We start from the raw sequence: 13,139 nt of genomic DNA, 5'->3' as shown, positions 1-13,139 counted from the left end.
TGAATATACTTCGATAAACATTTTTCTCACTTCTTGGCTGCCAGTTCGTTTGCATTTTTCACGAAATCGTCAAGTGCCTGTTTCGGACTCTTTGCTTTCAGAAAAGCGGCTTGCATTTCCGGATAAAACTTTTGTCTTAGCGTAGAGAAGTACGCTCTGTTCTTACCTAAATCGACGATTTCCAATTTGTTAAGCTGCTCGAACAACTGGGAGGCATCTTTATTCTGAATCTCGTAAGTGCCTGACTTGCGCGCTGCTATCCCATAAGTCGCCTTGTTAATCGCTTTAATATTTTCCGGCTTGGTCAAAAACTTCACGAACTCGATAGCCATTTTTTTCTTTTCCGAATCGTTCTGTTTAAAAATCGCGTACCCGTTTTCGCCAGTAACTGTGATCCGAGGCGTCACCCCTTCTTTCACGACGGGGATGATTCCGAACGGCTCCACGGACGGATCGACCGCGCCATTCTTCTTCCCAACTTCCAGATCACCGTATACTGGTGATGTGTGATTCAAAACGGCCAGCTTGCCTTGCTTGAATAGCTCAAAATTCGCATTTACATCCATGGTGGCGGTACCTGGGGCAACCAGCCCTTCGTCTTGAAGGCTCAGCATGAAGGTTAGTGCTTCGACACCTTCGGGACTGTTAACGGTGTACTGCGTGAAATCCTTGTTCGCCCACTGGGCGCCGGCAGAAAGCAAATTGCTGACCATCAGTTGGTCCGCTTGCTCGCTTTTGGCAAAATAAGCGATGCCATACGTATTTTTATCGGCCACCTTCTTTAAGGCGTCCTTCATTTCATTCCAAGTCCAAGAGCGATCCTGCGGCACAGATACCCCTTTTTTCTCGAAAATGGTTTTATTCAAGAAGACAACCTGCGGAACACTCCCTAAAGGTAGCGCAAGCAACTTCCCATTGATCGTACCCATGTTGAGAAACGCTTCTTTCCAGTCTGCCTTATCCTCTTTCACGACATCATCAAGCTCTTCTAACACACCGTTTCGCGCATGCTTGCTGATCCGAATCGGTATGTTATCGTACAAAACATCTGGAGGATTATTGCCCGCGACAGCTACGTTAACCTTCTGCTCGATGTCTGAGAACGGCACGGATTCGACTTTCACCGTTACATTCGGGTGCAGCTTTTGGAATTCTCCTGCCTTCTGCTTCTCCCAATCTCCATAATTCTTGCTATCGTAGCCTTCAATATCCTTAAACCCCGTGCCTGCCCACATGGTTAGCGTCACTGGCTTGGCGTTACCGCCTCCTGCTGCTTCTCCGCCGGCTTGCGGCTTGGGATTCGACGTGCATCCCGCTGCAACACCCGTAATTAATAAAACGACGACTCCCTTTTTCACTAAATTCTTCATATTGTCACCCCTGTGTCTTTTGTGGTTAACAATCACAATAAAACAATAAAGTAATTTGTTACTTTGATTATAAAGAACAATGCAGCACCGTTTAAACATGCGTATATTAGCATTTTACAATACATATTTAATTTCTTTGGGCAGCATTATTGAGAAAAACATCCCGAACCGACAGCAGCGCTTCAACGCCATCCATGATCCGAGATGTCTCTTTACACTTTCCTCAAAACAATTCACGATGGATTTTGACAACAAGCTTCACTAAGTGAACGCCGTCCCCAGAATGGCAGTTAGGGCGGTGAACTTCCCCAGGCCAATATATGCTGAAATCTCCTGCCCGGAGCAAAATGCGCTTCTCGTTCTCAACATGCTCAAAGAGCGCGTAATCGCTCTCCTCCAGCCGATCTTCCACCGCGCTGTTGTTGCCAGAGGCCGTGGCGAAACCCTGCCACTCCTCTCCTTCCACTACGAGATGGATGTCTGCGTGCTGCGCATGGATTTCAGCAAGCCGTTCCTCAAATGCTCCAGTCGTCGGACTCTGCTTCAGCACGTACATCAGCTTTCCTTCAATCTCGAGCGAAGACGGCATGTCAGCGACATTCACTTTGGCGACGAATGAGAGCGCGCGGCGCACAGCATCCCCGTATTGGCATTGGTTTTGCTCCCACTGGTTCATCGTATCAAAAATCAAAGCGATCTCTCCTAACGTTCGGTGTTCGCAACGAATCGGTAACGGCGCAGTACATCACTCTGCGCATAGAACGTCTCGATCTGCTCCCGCTCTTCGGCAGTGAATTGCTTCAATGGCTGACGGACGACTGGCGTTGCCAAGACGCCTTGAAGATACAGCATGTATTTCTCATAGGCGAGAACATCGAACTGAATCATGTGCGCTATTACCTTGTTGGCTTCCGCTTGCATAGACTGCAACGACGCCATAGGCGGGTTCTCCTCCGTCGAGATAAGCTCATACATCTGAGCGAACAATCCGGGCATCATATTGAACGTGCTGCCAATGGCGCCATTTGCACCTGCATATGCGCCGCCAGTATAAACTTCGTCATGTCCGTTATAGATAAGGAATTCTTGTCCGCATCTTGCGCGAATTTGCTGCATTTCAAACAGATTAAGTGAAGTAAATTTGACGCCTATACATTGCGGATGACGGCTCATCTGCTCGTAGAAGTCCATGGACAGGCTAACTCCCGTTGCACCAGGGAAATGATAGACGATCATTGGCAGTGACACAGCCGCCATGATCGATTCGTAATGCTCACGTATTTCTTTCATTGACACTTTATAATAAAACGGAACGACCGCGGATACGGCATCGACGCCTTGAAGTTCGGCATGCTTAGCCAGATTGATCGATTCCATCGTACTGATGCATCCAACATGCGCAATAATGGTTACGCGCCCGTTTGTAATCCGGACGACCGTCTCCAACACCAGCTTGCGCTCTTCAGTTGTCAAAATAAACCCTTCACCGGTGCTTCCGCCTACGTAAAACCCGTGAATTCCTTGCCTGATTTGATGCTCAACCAGACGGGCTAGAGAATCAAAGTCGATAGCACCATTCTCGTGCATCGGAGTCAGCAGTGCTGTAAAGATGCCGTGAAACGCGTTGCGGTTTTCGATTGTCTTAGTCATATATTTTCCATCTCCCTTGCGCCACTGCGCATCATGTAGTTAGGTAATGACTGTATTGTAGCTCGCAAAGCAGCAGCTCATATTTCAAATTTTTAATATTCCTATCATTTCTTTACGAAAACGAAGCAGTTATAATGGTGCTACAAAGATCAGGAGGCGAAACAGCGTATCATGTACCCTCAATACCTTTTCGAATACCCGAATATCGACTCGGACTTTCCTTTTCATATGAAGAAAAAGAAGTATACCTCGGTCCCTTCCCATCGTCATGATTTTATCGAATTCTCATTCGTGCTGGAGGGAAAAGGTAAAGAACGGATTAACGGGACCGAGCATGACATGCTGCCCGGCACGATTGTACTCCTGCTTCCTTATCAGATTCATGAGTACCAAGCCGATGCAGACGAGACACTGCTGATGTATATTTGCAATTTTGATATGAAGCTGCTCACTTCAGGACCTGAATCCGCTTGGGGCCTGCATGAGTTTTTACTCGGCCGTGACAACACCCAGCCGGCTCACATTCAATTACAGGGCAAAGCTTACGAGGAAGGCCTCCGACTGTGGGAACGCATATACAATGAACACGATTCATCATTGGCCTGGAGGCCGATCATGCTCAGATCTCTGCTGCTGGAAGCGTTGTCGTTGTTTGTCCGAAACAGCGACAACCACGAAACAGCACGGACGGAGAGGCAGTGTACCGTATCCTCAAAGGACATTTGGTCCGTCGTGCAATATGTTTACGATCATTATTTGGACCCATTATCCTTAACGTCATTATCCGAACAGTTTCACATTCATCCGACCCAATTGAGTACGCATTTCGGGGAATCGTTCGGCATCCACTTTGTTGATTTCCTGCATGAGCTTCGGATTCGCCATGCCTGCAGCCTGCTGATTTCTTCCAATCTGCCCATCTCTCACGTAGCGTATGAGTCCGGATTTTCCTCATATCCCACGTTTTCACGTACGTTTCTGCGCATTAAAGGGATGACACCGAGTCAATACCGGAAGCAGCAGGAACGAAGACACTGAACCTAAAGCCAAGAAATTTCCGTCAGGATTGGCACAAAAGTAGGAACGAACAACCATCCTACAAACACCCTCCAATTGTTTGCGTGCATTCAAATATGCTACAATACTAACAATTATTGTCTCATGGGGGTAAGCGAAACGATGCTTAAGGAGTTTAAAGATTTTGCGTTCAAAGGGAATATGGTAGATTTAGCAGTTGGGGTTATTATCGGGGGCGCTTTCGGGAAAGTCATTACGTCCATCGTGAATGATTTGATCATGCCGCTTGTTGGGCTACTGATTGGTAAAGTGAAGTTCAATGATCTATTTATTTCATTAAATGGCGTTCATTACAACACCCTTAAAGATGCGGTTGCAGCCAGTGCGCCTACCTTTAATTACGGACAATTTATTTCAACTTTCCTAGACTTTTTAATTGTTGCTTTTGTCATTTTCCTTGTTATTAAACAGCTTAGCAAGTTCCGTAAAAAAGAAGAGCCGAAAGAAAAAACAGTAACATCCAAATCTTGTCCGCACTGCTTGTCCGAAATTCCCGTACAAGCTACACGCTGTAAGTTCTGTACTTCAGAGCTGTCATCAGGTACTGCTGTGTCAGGGAGCATTCAATAAGGTATGGCAAAAAGCCCGAATCGGATTATATCGATTCGGGCTTTTTGGTGCGCAGATCGGCGATCTCGCCTTGCGCGAAAGCTTTTGTCTGCAGCAGCTCGAGCAGCTGCCTCGCTGTAGCTTCGGGCGATTGCAGCTCGCCCTGCTCTTTGAGCTGGACGAACCTGCTCACCTGCGGGAAGTCCACTTCTTCAGCAGCGCGAATCTCCCGCTGCATATCCGTGTCAACCACACCCGGCGCGATGGAGTAAATCTCCACCGGGTGCGGTTGGTTCATCTGCTCGACGCCTACGCAGCGCGTCAGCATATCGAGCCCGGCTTTGGCGGTGCAGTAGGCACCCCAGCCGGGGTAGGGCTTCTTCCCCGCGCCCGAGGAGATGCCGACGACCCGCTTCATGATCGGCCACGCCTGCGTGAGCCGAATGAAGCTGTTCGTCAGCAGCGCGGGCGCGATGAGATTGACCTGCAGGCTGCGCTGCAGGTCGTCATGGTCTGCTCGGCCGATCGACGTCATCGGCTCGAGCATGCCAGCATTATTGATGAGCGTGATGGAATCCGCTTCATCCACCGTGCAGAGGATTCGCTCCATGAGCGAATCCAGGCCTTGCGTGTCCGCCAAGTCGTAAGCGTGGAAGGTAAGTGTACCTTCCGCGCGCAGCGCCTCTTGGCGCAAAGCTTCGCTGTAGCTGCGAGAAATGCAGTGAATCGCAGCTCCCTGCTGTAGAAGCTGCTGAATGATCGCAGCACCGAGTCCTTTTGAACCGCCTGTAATAATATACGTTTCCATTTACGGCACCTTTACGACAAACGGAACTGTTATCACTTGACCATCTCGTTGAAATTCGCCCCATATTTTATAAATTCCACTCTTCGGAAATGATGTCTTGAATTTGGCTTCTGGCCCTGATGATTTCTCATCTACAGGATGAACATGCAGATATTGGTCTGCTTTCTCATCAAGAATAACCACATGTCCTACTGCACCTAAATAGGGCTGTAAATTGGTTATTGCCGCTTTCGTAGCTGCATCCTTAAAGGTATAGGTCAAATTCAGGTCCATTCCCGCCATGAGATGATCAGCCGCCAGCGATATCTCCATACCATTCACCGTTGCGGTAAGCTTACTGTCTGGCTGCAAGGCTATGGCTGGCGCAGCTTCTCCACCTGCTTGGATAACGTGACTTTTGACTATTTGCGCTTGCCCGCTAGGTTTAAAGTCAGCGAACAACTTATAGTTGCCGCCTGCAGGAAGCGCTGTACGAATCGTGAATAGTCCCTTACCTTGATAGGTCGGGTGAATGTGTTTGTAATAGGAAAGATCTTGGCTAACCAGAATAAGATGCATCTTTTTCTCATGGTTTAGGTCAAACTCATCTACAGATTTCCCATCTTTATCAAGGATCTGTATCGTCATCTCAGTTTCTTGTTTGGCTTGTACGGGGTCAGACGAAAGCTTAAATACGGCCTGAGTACCGTCTTTATCCGCCGATTCACCGCTGCCATGGCCAGCATGTTCCTGTTCTTTATTTTCTGAATGAGCTGAGTGTTCAGTGTTTGTTGCTTTACCACAAGCACTCAATAATATAGCCGCTGTGAGGAGAATTACGCCTATTTTCTTCATCATTGCACCACATCGTAGCCTTGCTCTTCGATCGCATCTTTGATCGCTTCCACGCTAAGCTTACTTTCATCAAACTGTACTTCGACTTCTTTGTTAGCCAGATTCACTTTGCCTTCTGCACCCAGCTCCTTCACCGCTTTCTCAACCGAATTCACACAGAGATTGCAGGACATTCCATCAACTTTCAAAATAATAGTAGACATTCCAACACTCCTTCTATTATGTTAAATGATCTCATTAGGGTATTCATTGTTTGGGCAGTTCATCCACAACGGCCATGTCGCCTTTTTGAATACCGCTATTAGATTTTATAGTATACCCCCCTATCCTATATTGTCAAGTCTCATAAAAAAAGAATCCGCTGCCTGATCGCAACGAATTCCTCTCTCATTAAGCTACTAGTTGAGCACGCCCAAACTACTCATTTCATCTTCCATCTCTCGTCTTAACGACACCTTATCATGCTCTTCCATAAACGCTGCATCTACGCCATTCATGATCAGTTTAACCAGCTCCGGTGTCGTAAAGCCAAATCGCTCTTTGAGCACCCGGTATTCATTCGTAATATTGGTTCCGGATACGCTGGGATTATCTGTATTAATCGTTACGACCAGCCCTTGTTCCAAATATTCGCGAATCGGATATGTTTCCCAACCGGAAACTGCCTTCGTTTGGATGTTGCTAATCGGGCACATTTCGAGCGGGATACGGCGATCCTTGACCATTTCCAATATGGACCTGTTCTCCTTCAATCGAACACCATGCCCAATTCGAACAGCGCCGAGATTCATAACGGCTTCAAACACGTTCTTCGCTCCCGCTGCTTCTCCAGCATGGATTGTGACTGGAATACCAAGTCTTCCAGACTCCGCAAACACCTCCCGGAAATATTCCGGCGGATACGACGCCTCATCACCAGCTAAGTCGACAGCGACTAAGCCTTTCCCTACATACTTAGCAGCCGCTTCGATCACTTCTAGGTTGCTTTCGCAAGAGTGATTTCTCATGCAAATCGCAATAACGCCGACTCTCACAGCAAAATCACGCTGTCCCCGCTTCATTCCCTCTACCACATGATGAATCGTTTCCTCAACCGTCAAACCGGTGTTCCGGTGCAGCTGCGGTGCGAAACGAACTTCTACATATCTGCAATTATGCTCAGCGGACTGTTCGACAACCTCATAGGCAACCCGCTCCAAGGCTTCAGCTGATTGTAAAAACCGTGTAGTAAAATCAAATTTGCTTAAATATTCAATGAGACTTCCACACTCCTCACCTACTCGCATATGCGGAATGAGTCCATCTTTATCATAAACAGGGAGTTCAATACCTTGCCTACGAGCGAGATCCAGAATCGTCTCTGGCTTCACACTGCCATCCAAGTGCAAGTGAAGATCAACCTTGGGTAATCTCGCTAATAGATCGTTAGCCCGCATGTTATTCATCTTCCATCTCTCCTTTTTCTTTCATTCTCGTAACGCGCTTTTAAAGAATTTTAATAACTTTACTCGAATGTTATGATTATGTCAATATACATGACAAATATTTCATTTTATTAATATATGCGTCAGGTATGATGACATTGCATGAATTTCTGGAATTAAAAAAGATCCACACAAGGATTTATTCATTCCCCTCTGTGGATCTCCTATTTCATTTTTCCTTACGATGAATCACTTTCAACGCTTCCCGCACGCTTAGCGGCGAAAGCTCTGTACTTGCAACGAAAGACTGCACCGCCGCAGGGTCTGTCTTCGAATACTCACGAAGCGCCCAGCCTATTGCTTTGCGGATGAAGAATTCCTTCGAATCGGCCATGCGCCTGATACAGCTAAACAGAAGCGGTACATCCGTCCGTTGTTTATATTTTAGTTGGAACAATATCGCCGTTCTTTGCAGCCACATATGATCCGAAGCCAGCCACTTATCCACATAGGATGGAATCAACTCAGGAAACCTCTGCAAATGAAAGCCGATTAAGTGATCAGCGATCATATCCACGGTGTCCCACCACGATTTGGTCACGACGAAATGCTCCAAGACATCGATATGCTCCCGTTCTGCGGTTTTTCGCAGCCCAGTTAGGACCAATAATGCCGTGTAGGCAAACTCGCGCTCCGGCAACTCCCAGAGCTCTTTGGCAACTCTGACCCCCTCCTCACCTTTGGGGAAGCCATGTTCCTTGGTGAATTGCTTGGTCAATGCTACTCGTTCTGGATTTCGGATCCCGAGAAATGGGAATTGGTTTTTCATGTAGGCTTCCATACTTGGCGCATTTGCCTTGTTGCGGTGCTCTCTAAGCCAAGTCTCTAGTTTGTCCGTATAAGGGGATGCCATCGGTTACGTGCCTCCTTTTTAACCTATCAACTATAGGCTTTATTGTAGCAATTCCAAAGTAATTCGGGTATGCTTATAGCAGAATTTTTCATATAGACTACTTATCGGATCGGAGAGAACTACATGACTTACAAACTAGTTGCCGCTGACTTAGATGATACGCTGCTGCGTGATGATCTAACCATCTCACAAGAGACTATTGATGCTATGCACCAAGCTGTTGCCAAAGGAGTAACCGTAACGATTGCAACGGGAAGAAGCTTCCCATCCGCAGCCAAGATAGCCAACCAGATCGGACTTAATGTTCCGATTATCACTTATCAAGGCGCTTTAATCAAAAATCTATTTGATGAGGAAATCCTCTACGAGCGTACAGTTCCAGTTGAAAGCGCCCGCCTCCTGCTCGATTTTTGTGAAAAACGCAACCTTCATTTACAGCTTTACCATGGGGATGAGCTTTATGCAGGTGAAGATAACGATAAAATTAAAGCCTACGTGCGTCTCTCCAAAACGCCTTATATCATTGGTGATCTGCGCCAATGGATTGATATCCCGCAACCTAAGATGCTTATCATCGATACGCCGGAAGTTTGCGACCAACTGCGCGAAGAGCTGCTGCCTCTGCTCGGGGACAAGCTGCACATTACGAAGTCCAAACCGCACTACTTGGAATTCATGCACAAGGAAGGTACCAAAGGGCATGCGATCACTTTCCTTGCTGAGCATATCGGCTGCTCCTTAGATGACGTTATTGCCCTGGGCGATGCTTGGAATGACCGTGAAATGCTGGAAGTCGCTGGACTTGGCGTTGCCATGGACAACGCGCTGCCGCAGCTCAAGGAGCTGGCGAACTACGTGACGAAGAGCAATAACGACGATGGCGTCAGACATGTTATTGAAAAGTTTATTTTGAATACGTAAGAGCTGATAGCGTTAAACCGATTCCATCTGCATGGTCCACATGCGGCGGAGTCGGTTTTTTATTTACAATCACTTGTTTTTGGGGACATATCCTGTCCTTCCGGCTTATATATTACAATAGAATCAGACAATCTCCGGAGGTGTTTCCACATGGGAAATTTCCCATTAACGCTGCGCTCTCTCTTTGAACGTTCACAAACCCTGTTCCCCAAAAAAGAGGTTGTTTCACGTACAAGCACCGGTATCCATCGGTATACGTACGCTGATTTTGGGAGAAGAGCGAAGCAGTTATCCAGCTCCTTGCAAGCACTTGGTGTAAAGCCTGGAGATCGGGTTGCTACTTTTGCTTGGAATCATCACTGGCATCTAGAGGCTTATTTCGCCATCCCCTGCATGGAGGCTGTGCTGCACACCGTCAACATCCGACTCCCCGCTGAGCATATTGCGTATATTCTTAATCATGCGGAAGATCGTTTCCTCTTCGTTGATGAGACCTTACTCCCTATCATCGAGAAGATTCAGGATCAACTTACGACGATAGAAGGCTATATTTTGATGACGGACAAAAAGGAATTGCCGCCTACTTCTTTACATCCCGTCTATTTATATGAGAACATGATAGAGGGCGGCGACCCTCAGTATATATACGCTGCCGATATAAATGAAAGCGCTCCCGCAGGCATCTGTTATACATCTGCGACAACGGGTAATCCCAAGGGTGTGGTGTATTCCCATCGCGGGATCTACCTGCATTCCCTCTCCATTGGCTTGGCGGATACACTAGGACTCTCTGAACGCGACACGGTTCTGCCTATTGTGCCGATGTTTCACGTTAATGCTTGGGGACTTCCATTCGCATCTGTCTGGTTCGGCAGCAAGCAAGTGCTTCCGGGACCTTCGCCGACACCGGACATCCTGCTTCGTTTGATCGCTGAGGAGAAAGTAACGATTGCTGCTGGTGTTCCAACAGTATGGACAGCCGCACTTAAGGTGCAGGAATTACTGCAAGTAGACTTATCATCCCTTCGCGCAGTTATCTGTGGTGGATCTGCTGCCCCGCGCAGTCTGATTGAAAGCTACGAGCAGCGGCTCAAGGTTCCATTCTATCATGCCTATGGGATGACAGAAACGTGTCCTCTCGTTACCGTCGCCCGCCTCAAAAGCTATCAGGAAGAGGCCTCATACGATGAACAGTACGATGCGAGGGCTACTCAGGGCCTGCTAGTGCCTGGACTTGATATGAAAATCGTCGGACCTCGTGGTGAGGTAGCTTGGGATGGTAAGGAAATGGGTGAAATCCTACTGCGCGGGCCATGGGTAGCTACGGAATACTACAAAGATGCCCGAACGCAGGAATCGTTCCAGGACGGTTGGTTTTACAGCGGAGATATCGCGGTTATTGATCCTGAGGGATTTGTGAAGCTGGTGGATAGGGCCAAAGATCTGGTCAAAAGCGGCGGGGAATGGATCTCATCTCTCGACTTAGAAAACGCATTAATGGCGCATCCGAATGTGTTCGAGGCTTGTGTCATCGGCGTGCCGCACCCCAAATGGGGTGAACGGCCTCTCGCCTTCGTCGTCCTGAAAGACGCCGCATTACAAACGGATGACAACAAAGAAGATTTACTCACCTTTTTGGCAAACAAATTCACGAAGTGGTGGATTCCGGACGATGTTGTGTTCCTCCACGAAATACCTAAATCGTCGGTCGGTAAATTTATGAAACGCGAGCTTCGCGAGCAGTATCAAACCTACTTTACAGGAGACTAGATCGCAATGAACAATTTCGAATTAGAGGGCTTCCGCTTTTATACACCAACGAAAGTTCGTTTCTGTGAAACCGATGCGAACGGACACCTGAGTCACCTTTCTTCTGTCATTTATATGGAGCAAGCCCGCTGTGAGTATATGAATGGTTTGGGTTTATTTTTTGCAAATGCGGATGGTAATCTGGCTGATAAAACCTTCTTTCTCGTCAGCCAAAGCGTCGAATATAAGTCTCAAGCTCATTTTAACGATAACCTCGATATTTATATGAAAGTGAGCCGGATCGGCACTTCATCGATTGAAACTCAGTATGCCATTGTTAAGCGGGAGAATAAGCAGCTTGTGAGCTTCGCTACCAGCACTGGCGTCTATGTCGATGTTCATACACAAAAAGGCACCCCGCTTCCAGAAGATTTAGCAAGCCGGATCGAGCAATTCGAAGCTGCGTTCCTAGAGCAGCAGCAATAGAGCAGCATTCACAGCATTAATTATTAGCAGCGTAAACTGATGATGGAGGGCGCGATGGATATGTTCGATTCAACCTTGCTGAAGGATAAAGTTATTCTTATTACAGGCGGCGGTACCGGTCTGGGGCGAGCAATGGGCGAGAAATTTCTGACGTTAGGCGCTAAACTCGCGATTACCAGCCGACGCGAGGAGGTACTTGCTAAAGCAGCTGCCGAAATGGGCAGTGATGGCAAAGAAGTATTCTACAAAAGCTGTGACGTTCGTGACCCGCTTCAAGTTGCCGAGATGGTGGCCGCTGTGGAACAGCACTATGGCCGTATCGATGTATTGATTAATAATGCAGCCGGCAACTTCGCCAGCCCGACAGAACATTTATCCCCTCGCGCCGTGGATGCGGTGCTGAATATCGTCCTTCACGGGACGTTCTACACCACGTTAGAAGTGGGCAAAAGATGGATCGAGCAAGGCGTCGGCGGTACGATGCTGAACATCGTCACCTCTTACGCCTCCACTGGCTCGGCCTTCGTTGTACCGTCGGCTGCGGCCAAGGCCGGCGTGCTTGCGCTGACGCGCTCGCTTGCCGTCGAGTGGGCGCGGCACGGCATCCGGCAAGTCGCCATCGCGCCGGGGCTATTCCCGACCGACGGCGCGTGGAGCCGGCTGGCTCCGACGCCTGAGCTGTCGGAGAAGCTCTTGAACCGCGTGCCGCTGCGGCGGGTCGGTGAGAAGGATGAGCTCGCGAGCCTCGCGGCTTATCTGATTTCGGACTACGCCGCCTACATTAACGGCGAAGTGGTCACGATCGACGGCGGCGAATGGCTGCAGGGCGCCGGGCAGTTCAACGATCTGCTCGAGGTGACCGAGGAGCAGTGGGTTGGGCTTGCGGAGATGACGCGCAAGGGCAAGTCATGAGTGATTTGTAGGATCATTTGCTTAATCGTTTGCGTAATGTTGTATTTCATGCAACATTACGCAAGTTAATCTGTGTTTTCCCCGTGAATGTTGCAAATAATACAACAATTTTAGCCGAATAGTAGCTTTTCAGCGATAAAAAGGCTAAATTGTTGCACGATATGCAACATCTTCTGCTTGTCAGGGAAAAAATCAAGGAAATTGTTGTACGATGTACAACTTGCCTTCCTATTACCCTACCTGTTTACCTCAGTTTACCTACTTCCCCTATTTCCTTATTTACCTATTTTCTTTTATCTATTTTCTTTTACCTATTTCCTTTTATCTATTTACCTATTATCTAATATCCCAACGAAAGTCATCTTGCGGGCGGGGATCTTTTTTAGCTTTAAGGGTGCCGCGAGAATAACCTGAAAAATATTTCCAGGTAATATCTTCTATGATTC

14 protein-coding genes are annotated in these 13,139 nt (G+C 47.8%); 6 read left to right on the top strand and 8 right to left on the bottom strand.

Annotated elements, in window-relative coordinates:
• Window positions 1-26: 26 nt before the first annotated feature.
• The 3 genes from ASD40_RS11095 to ASD40_RS11085 form a co-directional block, all read right to left on the bottom strand.
• A complete protein-coding gene (locus tag ASD40_RS11095; RefSeq protein WP_057303354.1) occupies window positions 27-1,370 on the bottom strand; it encodes an ABC transporter substrate-binding protein in 1,344 nt (447 codons plus the stop codon).
• Between the two features lie 223 nt (window positions 1,371-1,593).
• Window positions 1,594-2,061: a YhcH/YjgK/YiaL family protein gene (locus tag ASD40_RS11090; protein WP_057303353.1), complete on the bottom strand. Its 468-nt coding sequence runs from the start codon at window positions 2,059-2,061 to the stop codon at window positions 1,594-1,596.
• A gap of 11 nt (window positions 2,062-2,072) precedes the next feature.
• Window positions 2,073-3,020: an N-acetylneuraminate lyase gene (locus ASD40_RS11085; protein ID WP_057303352.1), complete on the bottom strand. Its 948-nt coding sequence runs from the start codon at window positions 3,018-3,020 to the stop codon at window positions 2,073-2,075.
• Between the two features lie 171 nt (window positions 3,021-3,191).
• Between ASD40_RS11085 and ASD40_RS11080 the strand changes: the two genes are divergently transcribed.
• Both ASD40_RS11080 and mscL read left to right on the top strand, forming a co-directional pair.
• Complete coding sequence (locus tag ASD40_RS11080) at window positions 3,192-4,058, top strand: AraC family transcriptional regulator (RefSeq protein WP_057303351.1); 867 nt, start codon at window positions 3,192-3,194, stop codon at window positions 4,056-4,058.
• A 141-nt stretch (window positions 4,059-4,199) separates the two neighbouring features.
• Window positions 4,200-4,667 carry a large conductance mechanosensitive channel protein MscL gene (gene mscL, locus ASD40_RS11075; RefSeq protein WP_057303350.1) on the top strand — a complete coding sequence of 156 codons (468 nt, stop codon included), beginning with the start codon at window positions 4,200-4,202 and terminating at the stop codon, window positions 4,665-4,667.
• Between the two features lie 25 nt (window positions 4,668-4,692).
• Here the strand turns inward: mscL and ASD40_RS11070 are convergent, their stop codons facing one another.
• The 5 genes from ASD40_RS11070 to ASD40_RS11050 all read right to left on the bottom strand — a co-directional run bounded on the left by ASD40_RS11070 (window position 4,693) and on the right by ASD40_RS11050 (window position 8,625).
• Window positions 4,693-5,454, bottom strand: a complete 762-nt coding sequence (locus ASD40_RS11070) for a (S)-benzoin forming benzil reductase (RefSeq protein ID WP_057303349.1) — start codon at window positions 5,452-5,454, stop codon at window positions 4,693-4,695.
• A complete protein-coding gene (locus tag ASD40_RS11065) occupies window positions 5,455-6,291 on the bottom strand; it encodes a hypothetical protein (protein WP_235549221.1) in 837 nt (278 codons plus the stop codon).
• Window positions 6,288-6,491 carry a copper ion binding protein gene (locus ASD40_RS11060; RefSeq protein ID WP_057303347.1) on the bottom strand — a complete coding sequence of 68 codons (204 nt, stop codon included), beginning with the start codon at window positions 6,489-6,491 and terminating at the stop codon, window positions 6,288-6,290. Before ASD40_RS11060 ends, ASD40_RS11065 begins: the two co-directional genes overlap by 4 nt.
• A 195-nt stretch (window positions 6,492-6,686) precedes the next feature.
• Window positions 6,687-7,733 carry an adenosine deaminase gene (gene add / locus ASD40_RS11055; RefSeq protein ID WP_057303346.1) on the bottom strand — a complete coding sequence of 349 codons (1,047 nt, stop codon included), beginning with the start codon at window positions 7,731-7,733 and terminating at the stop codon, window positions 6,687-6,689.
• Window positions 7,734-7,941: 208 nt separating this feature from the next.
• Entirely contained in the window at window positions 7,942-8,625 is a 684-nt protein-coding gene (locus ASD40_RS11050) for a DNA alkylation repair protein (protein ID WP_057303345.1), read from the bottom strand.
• 123 nt (window positions 8,626-8,748) lie between these two features.
• Here ASD40_RS11050 and ASD40_RS11045 point away from each other — a divergent pair, with 123 nt between their 5' ends.
• The 4 genes from ASD40_RS11045 (at window position 8,749) to ASD40_RS11030 (ending at window position 12,693) form a co-directional block, all read left to right on the top strand.
• Window positions 8,749-9,546 carry a Cof-type HAD-IIB family hydrolase gene (locus ASD40_RS11045; protein ID WP_057303344.1) on the top strand — a complete coding sequence of 266 codons (798 nt, stop codon included), beginning with the start codon at window positions 8,749-8,751 and terminating at the stop codon, window positions 9,544-9,546.
• A gap of 150 nt (window positions 9,547-9,696) precedes the next feature.
• Window positions 9,697-11,316: a long-chain fatty acid--CoA ligase gene (locus ASD40_RS11040; RefSeq protein WP_057303343.1), complete on the top strand. Its 1,620-nt coding sequence runs from the start codon at window positions 9,697-9,699 to the stop codon at window positions 11,314-11,316.
• Between the two features lie 6 nt (window positions 11,317-11,322).
• A complete protein-coding gene (locus ASD40_RS11035) occupies window positions 11,323-11,781 on the top strand; it encodes an acyl-CoA thioesterase (RefSeq protein ID WP_057303342.1) in 459 nt (152 codons plus the stop codon).
• A 60-nt stretch (window positions 11,782-11,841) separates the two neighbouring features.
• A complete protein-coding gene (locus tag ASD40_RS11030; RefSeq protein ID WP_057303378.1) occupies window positions 11,842-12,693 on the top strand; it encodes an SDR family oxidoreductase in 852 nt (283 codons plus the stop codon).
• The last annotated feature ends 446 nt before the right edge of the window (window positions 12,694-13,139 follow it).

It is taken from the genome of Paenibacillus sp. Root444D2 (assembly GCF_001426375.1).
Taxonomy (GTDB): Bacteria; Bacillota; Bacilli; order Paenibacillales; family NBRC-103111; genus Paenibacillus_E.
Note: the sequence above shows the minus strand (reverse complement) of the source record. Positions and strands in the feature narration are given on the sequence as shown.

What these genes read in the sequence shown, in the direction of transcription:
- ASD40_RS11095 (WP_057303354.1), bottom strand. Translation starts at nt 1,370, where the DNA reads ATGAAGAATTTAGTGAAAAAGGGAGTCGTCGTTTTATTAATTACGGGT.
- ASD40_RS11080 (WP_057303351.1), top strand. Translation starts at nt 3,192, where the DNA reads ATGTACCCTCAATACCTTTTCGAATACCCGAATATCGACTCGGACTTT.
- mscL (WP_057303350.1), top strand. Translation starts at nt 4,200, where the DNA reads ATGCTTAAGGAGTTTAAAGATTTTGCGTTCAAAGGGAATATGGTAGAT.
- ASD40_RS11085 (WP_057303352.1), bottom strand. Translation starts at nt 3,020, where the DNA reads ATGACTAAGACAATCGAAAACCGCAACGCGTTTCACGGCATCTTTACA.
- ASD40_RS11070 (WP_057303349.1), bottom strand. Translation starts at nt 5,454, where the DNA reads ATGGAAACGTATATTATTACAGGCGGTTCAAAAGGACTCGGTGCTGCG.
- ASD40_RS11065 (WP_235549221.1), bottom strand. Translation starts at nt 6,291, where the DNA reads ATGATGAAGAAAATAGGCGTAATTCTCCTCACAGCGGCTATATTATTG.
- ASD40_RS11040 (WP_057303343.1), top strand. Translation starts at nt 9,697, where the DNA reads ATGGGAAATTTCCCATTAACGCTGCGCTCTCTCTTTGAACGTTCACAA.
- add (WP_057303346.1), bottom strand. Translation starts at nt 7,733, where the DNA reads ATGAATAACATGCGGGCTAACGATCTATTAGCGAGATTACCCAAGGTT.
- ASD40_RS11045 (WP_057303344.1), top strand. Translation starts at nt 8,749, where the DNA reads ATGACTTACAAACTAGTTGCCGCTGACTTAGATGATACGCTGCTGCGT.
- ASD40_RS11050 (WP_057303345.1), bottom strand. Translation starts at nt 8,625, where the DNA reads ATGGCATCCCCTTATACGGACAAACTAGAGACTTGGCTTAGAGAGCAC.
- ASD40_RS11060 (WP_057303347.1), bottom strand. Translation starts at nt 6,491, where the DNA reads ATGTCTACTATTATTTTGAAAGTTGATGGAATGTCCTGCAATCTCTGT.
- ASD40_RS11035 (WP_057303342.1), top strand. Translation starts at nt 11,323, where the DNA reads ATGAACAATTTCGAATTAGAGGGCTTCCGCTTTTATACACCAACGAAA.
- ASD40_RS11030 (WP_057303378.1), top strand. Translation starts at nt 11,842, where the DNA reads ATGTTCGATTCAACCTTGCTGAAGGATAAAGTTATTCTTATTACAGGC.